The organism is Paenibacillus sp. MZ04-78.2 (genome assembly GCF_024213375.1).
In the GTDB taxonomy this organism is placed as follows: domain Bacteria; phylum Bacillota; class Bacilli; order Paenibacillales; family NBRC-103111; genus Paenibacillus_G.
In genome coordinates this window covers 1-639 of record NZ_JANAVJ010000131.1, presented here as the reverse complement: position 1 = coordinate 639, position 639 = coordinate 1, and the positions used below count along the sequence as shown (strand labels likewise).

The 639-nt window shown below is 50.9% G+C and carries 1 protein-coding gene; it reads left to right on the top strand.

Going from position 1 to position 639, the window contains the following annotated elements; translation table 11 throughout:
- Positions 1-253: 253 nt before the first annotated feature.
- A partial coding sequence (locus NLX71_RS26345; protein WP_254366769.1) for an IS110 family transposase occupies positions 254-639 on the top strand: 386 nt, incomplete at its 3' end.

The following is a 639-nucleotide window of genomic DNA, read 5'->3' as shown; positions in this document are numbered from 1 at the left end:
AAATAGACATCCATGCCGCTGGCGCGGCACCATCAGAAGGATGAAAATGGTGCCGCGTCGAACTTAGTCTTTACGGCTGGCGAAGGTGGGTCGTGTCTTCTTGGTGCTGCGAGCCCGTGAAATAGACAGACCACAGCGACCAGGTGCACCACAGATTGTTGCTCCCAATCTTGGGAAGCACGGAGGATAGATTAATCCCAGGTGGTTGTTGCACCAGCCTTTAATCATGAAAGCCGTAAAGGATGTTAGCAGAATGGAAGTGGTTTACAGTCGTTGTTGCGGACTGGACGTCCATAAAAAGAACGTTGTAGGCTGTATCCTTACGCCCGAAGGCAAGGAAGTTCGCACGTTCTCTACGATGACCGAGGACATTATTCTACTGGTGGACTGGATCAAAAGCAAAGGCTGTAGCCACGTTGCGATGGAAAGTACGGGCTCATTTTGGAAACCGATTTACAATCTGCTCGAACTTGAAGAGTTACAAACACTGGTCGTTAATGCCAAGCATATGAAGAATGTGCCGGGACGTAAGACCGACGTAAAGGATGCCGAGTGGATTGCGGGGCTGCTTCGCCACGGGTTGCTGCAAGGTAGTTACATTCCTGCGCGTGACCAAAGGGAGCTTCGAGAACTCATCCG